A 4,874-nucleotide genomic window follows, 5' to 3' on the forward strand; every position below is an offset into this window, starting at 1 on the left:
GGCCGCCGGTGTTCCGGTGCAGCAGTGTCTCCCGGTGCCCGCGGCCGAGCAGCACCGTCCCGGCCGGCCCGGAGATCTCCTCCGCCTCGAAGACCAGTTCGTCGCGTGCGCTGGGGACCAGCCGTGCCAGGTAGGAGTGTGGCGGTGCCTCCACCCGGACCGTGATCCCCGACGCGCCGCCCCGCGGGCCGCCGTGCAGCAGCGCTCCGGCACCGCCGCGCAGCCCGACGAACAGTTGCAGGTCCTCGTCGACGATTCGCCCCAGCAGTTCCAGCGCGGAGATGAAGTTGCTCTTGCCCGCCCCGTTCGGGCCGATCAGGACGTTCAGCCCGCCCAGCCGGACCCGCGTCGAGCGGATCGAGGTGTACCCCTCGACCGTCACCGCCGCAAGCCGGCCTGTCATCATGCGATCACTCTACGGCGGGCGCCGCCGCGGGCGACGTCTGGCTGTGCATCCGGGCTGGCCGAGGAAGCGGTACGTGGCCCCGGCCAGGGACTCTGCTGCTTAATTCGGGTGGGCCGCGTTTGCGGCATGATCGCCTCTGTGGTCCTGTCGTGTCGTGGGCCGCGGGAGGTGGAGCGCATGTCGTTGCAGCCCAGAGGGCTGCCGGAGATCCCGACACAGACCGTGGCGGCCGCGCGGGCGGCGTTCCCGCGGGGGACGTTGGCGATGCGGCTGCGCGACCGGCTGGCCGAGGTGTTCGTCGACGAGCCGCGTTGCCGTTACGGCTGATCACGGACGTTCTCACCACCCAGGCGGGCGTCCCCGACGTGCAGGTCACCCTGCCTGTCCAGCGCACCCTTGCCGACCGTGGTCTCACCCCCGCCGAGCACTACCTGGACGCCGGCTACCGGAATGCTGCCGCGCCGTGAACCGGCGGGACCTCGACCTCGACGACCCGGCACTCGCCCCACTCCCGCCCCAGCAATCCGGCCCCTTCTACGGCCCGACCTGACGGCACCGTTCAGGAGCTCGGGGAGCTGGTCAACACGAGCAGGAAGGCGCTGTCGGCGGTGTAGCTCCAGGCGGGGCGGATCCAGATGTGGGGCTCTGGCCCTGTTTGAGGACACTCCCGGTATGACGTCGATCTGGGTGGCGGTGGTCCGCGTCAGCCCGGCCGTGCGGGAGAAGCTGAGCGTTCGACACGGTCTTGACGCCGACGTTGTGATCAACGCGATCCAGTGTGTCGCAGGTCTCCAGCGGGCTTGGTATGATCATCCCAGTCGGGGGCGGCGAGCCCTGGTGAAGACCCAGGTGCGAGGAATGCGGGTGCTTATTGTGCTCTATTCGACTGGCCTCGGCGTGTGTCAAGGCCGCCGGCCGGTGGGGGACAGCGGCCGGCTATGCCGGTCGACGGATGTACACCGCCAGTGACGGCAGCCCGCCCGCGGACGGGGCCATGCGCATCCGGTGCTCGGTGCCGGTGGGCAGCCGGACCGTCCGCTGCGGCCCGAACGCCCACCGCAACAGCGACGACAGTTCCCGCGCGTCGGGTGGGTCGGAGTGAAACCGATAGCGGGACTTGCGGGCCGCAAGGATCTGGCCGAGGCCGACCGGAATGTCCGGCCGCGCTCGGGGTAACGCGATCCGCCCGGTGGCCGCGGACAGCCCGTCAAGGACGACTTCCCGGTTCGGCGAGCCGTTGAGGAGATCCTGGATCCGCTGAATACGACTGATCGCGTCCGCGCTGTCACTCATGTTCGTCCTCGTCGGCCCCCCGGAACGACCCGGTCAAACTGTCCGGCCGGCGGTACGGCCGGATGCCGCGTGGCTGGGTGCGGTGCGACTGGGTGCGCCGCGTTCGGATGCCGTGTGGTCGGGCGTGCTGTGGTCGGGCGCGGTGCGGGCCGCCGGGACCAGCCCGGGACCAGCCCGGGAACGGGCCGGAAGGCGGGGTCGATCTGGTCGGCCAGGTCCATGCCGGTCGCGTCGTTGGCCCAGGCCACGGTGTTGCGCGGATGGATGTCGTGCATCTGGGTGACGAAGCGGTCCCAGTCCCGGGCGGTGCTGTCGACCTTCATGCCGGGCTCCGAGGTCGTGGCGACACTGCTACGATCGGCACAGCATGCTGGAACCGTAATCGTTTTCGTTAAGGCTCGCGGGCCGGCCAGTGGCGCCGCGCCGGTGGTTCAGCGTCACCACGCTTCCCGGTCGTTACGATTTCAGCCTGGGCCGCCTCGCCGGAGCCGTCCACGGGATGGCGTGCCCCGCCGGGGAACGACAGCGGAGGACGGGGACCGAGCAGGCAGGACGAGCAGGCGGGAAAGGCAGGGAGGGGATGGCCGTGGTCACGTCGGTACCGGTTGCGCAGGCCCAGCCCGATGCCGCCGCGACGGTCGAGCGGCTGCGCCGGACGTTCGCGACGGGCCGCACCCGCGACCTCGGGTGGCGGCTGCGGCAGCTCGGCGCGATCGAACGCCTGCTCACGCAGCGGGAGGACGACATCGTCGCCGCCCTCGGCGCCGACCTCGGCCGGGGCGCCCACAACGCCTGGTTCGGGGACATCGCCAGCACCCGCGCCGAAGCCGCGTACGCCCGCAGGCACCTGCGGGGATGGGTGCGCCCACGGCGGACGTCACTGCCGGTGAACATGCTGCCGGGCAGGGGCTTCTACCAGTATGAACCACTGGGCGTGGTGCTCGTCGTCGGCCCGTGGAACTACCCGGTCTACCTGACGCTGTCCCCGCTCGTCGGGGCGCTCGCCGCGGGCAACGTTGTCGTGGTCAAGCCGTCCGAGCACGCGCCGGCGACCTCCGCGCTGCTCGCCCGCCTGCTGCCGGAGTATCTGGACGCGGACGCGGCCGCCGTGCGCGAGGGGGATGCCACCGTCACCCGGCAGCTGGTGGCGCAGGGGCTCGACCACGTCTTCTTCACCGGCGGAACAGAGACCGGTAAGCAGGTGATGGAGGCCGCGGCGCGGCACCTCACCCCGGTGACCCTGGAGCTGGGCGGCAAGAGCCCGGTCATCGTCATGCCGGACGCCGACCTGGACGTCGCCGCCCAGCGGATCGCCTCGGTGAAGCTGCTCAACGCCGGCCAGACCTGTGTCGCCCCCGACTACGTTCTCGTCGACAGCTCGGTCCGGGACGAGTTCGTCGCGAAGATCCGGGCCACGCTGGAGCGGTTCCAGCGGGACGAGCCCGTACAGCGGATCGTGAACCCACGGCAGTTCGACCGGCTGCGCCGCGCGCTCGAGGGGCACCACGGGCAGGTCGTGGCCGGCGGCGGCAGCGATCCCGGCACGATCACCGTCGAGGCGACGGTCGTGCTCGATCCGGACCCGGCCTCGGAGCTGATGACCCAGGAGATATTCGGGCCGGTTCTGCCCGTCCTGACGGTCGGTTCCCTCGACGAGGCGGTCGCCTTTGTCAACGCCCGGCCGAAGCCGCTCGCCCTGTATCTTTTCACCAGTTCGAGGACGGTGGTGCGGCAGGTGCTGCGCGGGACGAGCTCCGGTGGTGTCGTCGTCAACCATCTGGCGGTGCAGGTCCTCGTCCCGCAGCTGCCTTTCGGGGGAGTCGGCGCCAGCGGGATCGGCGCCTACCACGGCCGGTGGGGATTCGAGGCGTTCAGCCACCGCCGGGCGGTCGTCACGAAACCGGCCCGGCCTGACCCGCCGCTGCTCTACCCGCCGTACACGGAATGGAAGAAGAAGCTGCTGCGCCGCTTCTTCTGAGATTTCCTGTGAGATTTCCTGGGACGCGCCGGGCTTTTGTGGGTCCTGCTGGCGCCGGCTGCCCGGCCCGCCCCGGCCGCGGGTGGTGCCCGTGACCGGGGCGGGTCTGACGGCGCCCGGGAGAAGGCGTACCGGCGGGATTCGTCATCGGTACCGGTCCCGCCGGCGCGGGTCGAGCTGTGTTGCGACGTTGCTGGCTCAACGTCCGCTCACCACTTGTTGTCGGTGAGTTGTTTTCGGAGTCGTGCCGTCACACCGTGTTGGTGCCGGTCAGGTGGTGCCGATCAGATGATCGGGCCGACGATCGGGCCGACGATCGGGCCAACCGGGCCGACGATCGGGCCGACGCCAACGGGGCCGACAGGACCGACGGGGCCGACCGGACCCACGGGGCCGACCGGACCAACCGGGCCGACAGGGCCAATGGGGCCGACCGGGCCGACCGGACCAACCGGGCCGACGATCGGGCCGACACCGACACCCGCGTCAGCCCCCACGACGGTGGTGGCACCGGCGTCTACGCTGCTTGCGGTTGCGACAGAGGTGCCCAGACCGATGAAGGCCGCGGCACCGAGCGCCACGGTCGCGCCGGCGAGGACCCTCCGGACTATCGAATTCTTGTCGTTTTGCACGGGTAACACTTACCTCCCAACGCATTCATCCGATAGAACCTGCAGCAACGCGAACTCCCGAAAACGAAATGGTAGCCGCGTCTCGTTCACGTTAGGCCATGCGCCGGGCCGGGCGGGGACTATTCCCGGCGCGGTACGTGTATGTCACAGGAACCGGCCCGGGACGGATGGCGGGCCGGGCCGGCAGTGCCACGGGCAACGATATCCGCTGTGTGGACAACGGTATTTGCTGTATCGCGGTCACCGTCGGCGCCGGCGGTATGTGCTGTCCCACTCCGAAAGGGCCGTCGTCACGGTGACCGGCGACCGGCCGTCACGAATTCCGTGCCTGTCGGCCAGGTCACGCCCGGTCGTCGCCATCGCCCGGGGGCCATCGCGGAAAATGCCAGGACCACTGCCGGGACCATTGCGGGGAACTCCGGGACCATCGGCGGCGGAACAATGCCACACGTCCCGCCGCGGACGGGACGACCGGGTACGGGCCGGCGGCGGTCCGCCGCTGCCGCCGCCGCTGCCACTGTCACGGCGGCGGGCCGCGCCGTCGGCACCCGCCGCCGGACGGGCC

At 70.9% G+C, this 4,874-nt stretch carries 6 protein-coding genes; 3 read left to right on the plus strand and 3 right to left on the minus strand.

Translation table 11 applies throughout. The features are described from left to right. A partial coding sequence (locus NBX02_RS23015; RefSeq protein WP_445548332.1) for an AAA family ATPase occupies window positions 1–403 on the minus strand: 403 nt, incomplete at its 3' end. Window positions 404–532: 129 nt separating this feature from the next. Here NBX02_RS23015 and NBX02_RS08820 point away from each other — a divergent pair. Together NBX02_RS08820 and NBX02_RS08825 are read left to right on the plus strand one after the other, a co-directional pair. Beyond that, a complete protein-coding gene (locus NBX02_RS08820) occupies window positions 533–733 on the plus strand; it encodes a hypothetical protein (RefSeq protein WP_250290862.1) in 201 nt (66 codons plus the stop codon). After that, a complete protein-coding gene (locus tag NBX02_RS08825; protein ID WP_250285720.1) occupies window positions 718–873 on the plus strand; it encodes a hypothetical protein in 156 nt (51 codons plus the stop codon). Before NBX02_RS08820 ends, NBX02_RS08825 begins: the two co-directional genes overlap by 16 nt. A 469-nt stretch (window positions 874–1,342) precedes the next feature. Here NBX02_RS08825 and NBX02_RS08830 read toward each other — a convergent pair whose 3' ends face one another. Then, window positions 1,343–1,699: a hypothetical protein gene (locus NBX02_RS08830; protein ID WP_250285721.1), complete on the minus strand. Its 357-nt coding sequence runs from the start codon at window positions 1,697–1,699 to the stop codon at window positions 1,343–1,345. 580 nt (window positions 1,700–2,279) lie between these two features. Here NBX02_RS08830 and NBX02_RS08835 point away from each other — a divergent pair. Then, window positions 2,280–3,677 carry an aldehyde dehydrogenase family protein gene (locus NBX02_RS08835; RefSeq protein ID WP_250290863.1) on the plus strand — a complete coding sequence of 466 codons (1,398 nt, stop codon included), beginning with the start codon at window positions 2,280–2,282 and terminating at the stop codon, window positions 3,675–3,677. A gap of 284 nt (window positions 3,678–3,961) precedes the next feature. On the opposite strand, the gene NBX02_RS08840 is transcribed toward NBX02_RS08835, so the two are convergent. Next, the gene (locus NBX02_RS08840; RefSeq protein ID WP_250290865.1) at window positions 3,962–4,258 is read right to left on the minus strand and encodes a hypothetical protein; all 297 of its coding nucleotides are present in this window, start codon (window positions 4,256–4,258) and stop codon (window positions 3,962–3,964) included. Window positions 4,259–4,874: the final 616 nt, after the last annotated feature.

The organism is Protofrankia sp. CiP1_Cm_nod1, assembly GCF_920888515.1.
GTDB lineage: Bacteria > Actinomycetota > Actinomycetes > Frankiales > Frankiaceae > Protofrankia.

Excerpts from the sequence above, each read along its gene's own strand:
- NBX02_RS08820 (WP_250290862.1), top strand. The coding sequence starts at position 533 with ATGATCGCCTCTGTGGTCCTGTCGTGTCGTGGGCCGCGGGAGGTGGAG.
- NBX02_RS08835 (WP_250290863.1), top strand. The coding sequence starts at position 2,280 with ATGGCCGTGGTCACGTCGGTACCGGTTGCGCAGGCCCAGCCCGATGCC.
- NBX02_RS08830 (WP_250285721.1), bottom strand. The coding sequence starts at position 1,699 with ATGAGTGACAGCGCGGACGCGATCAGTCGTATTCAGCGGATCCAGGAT.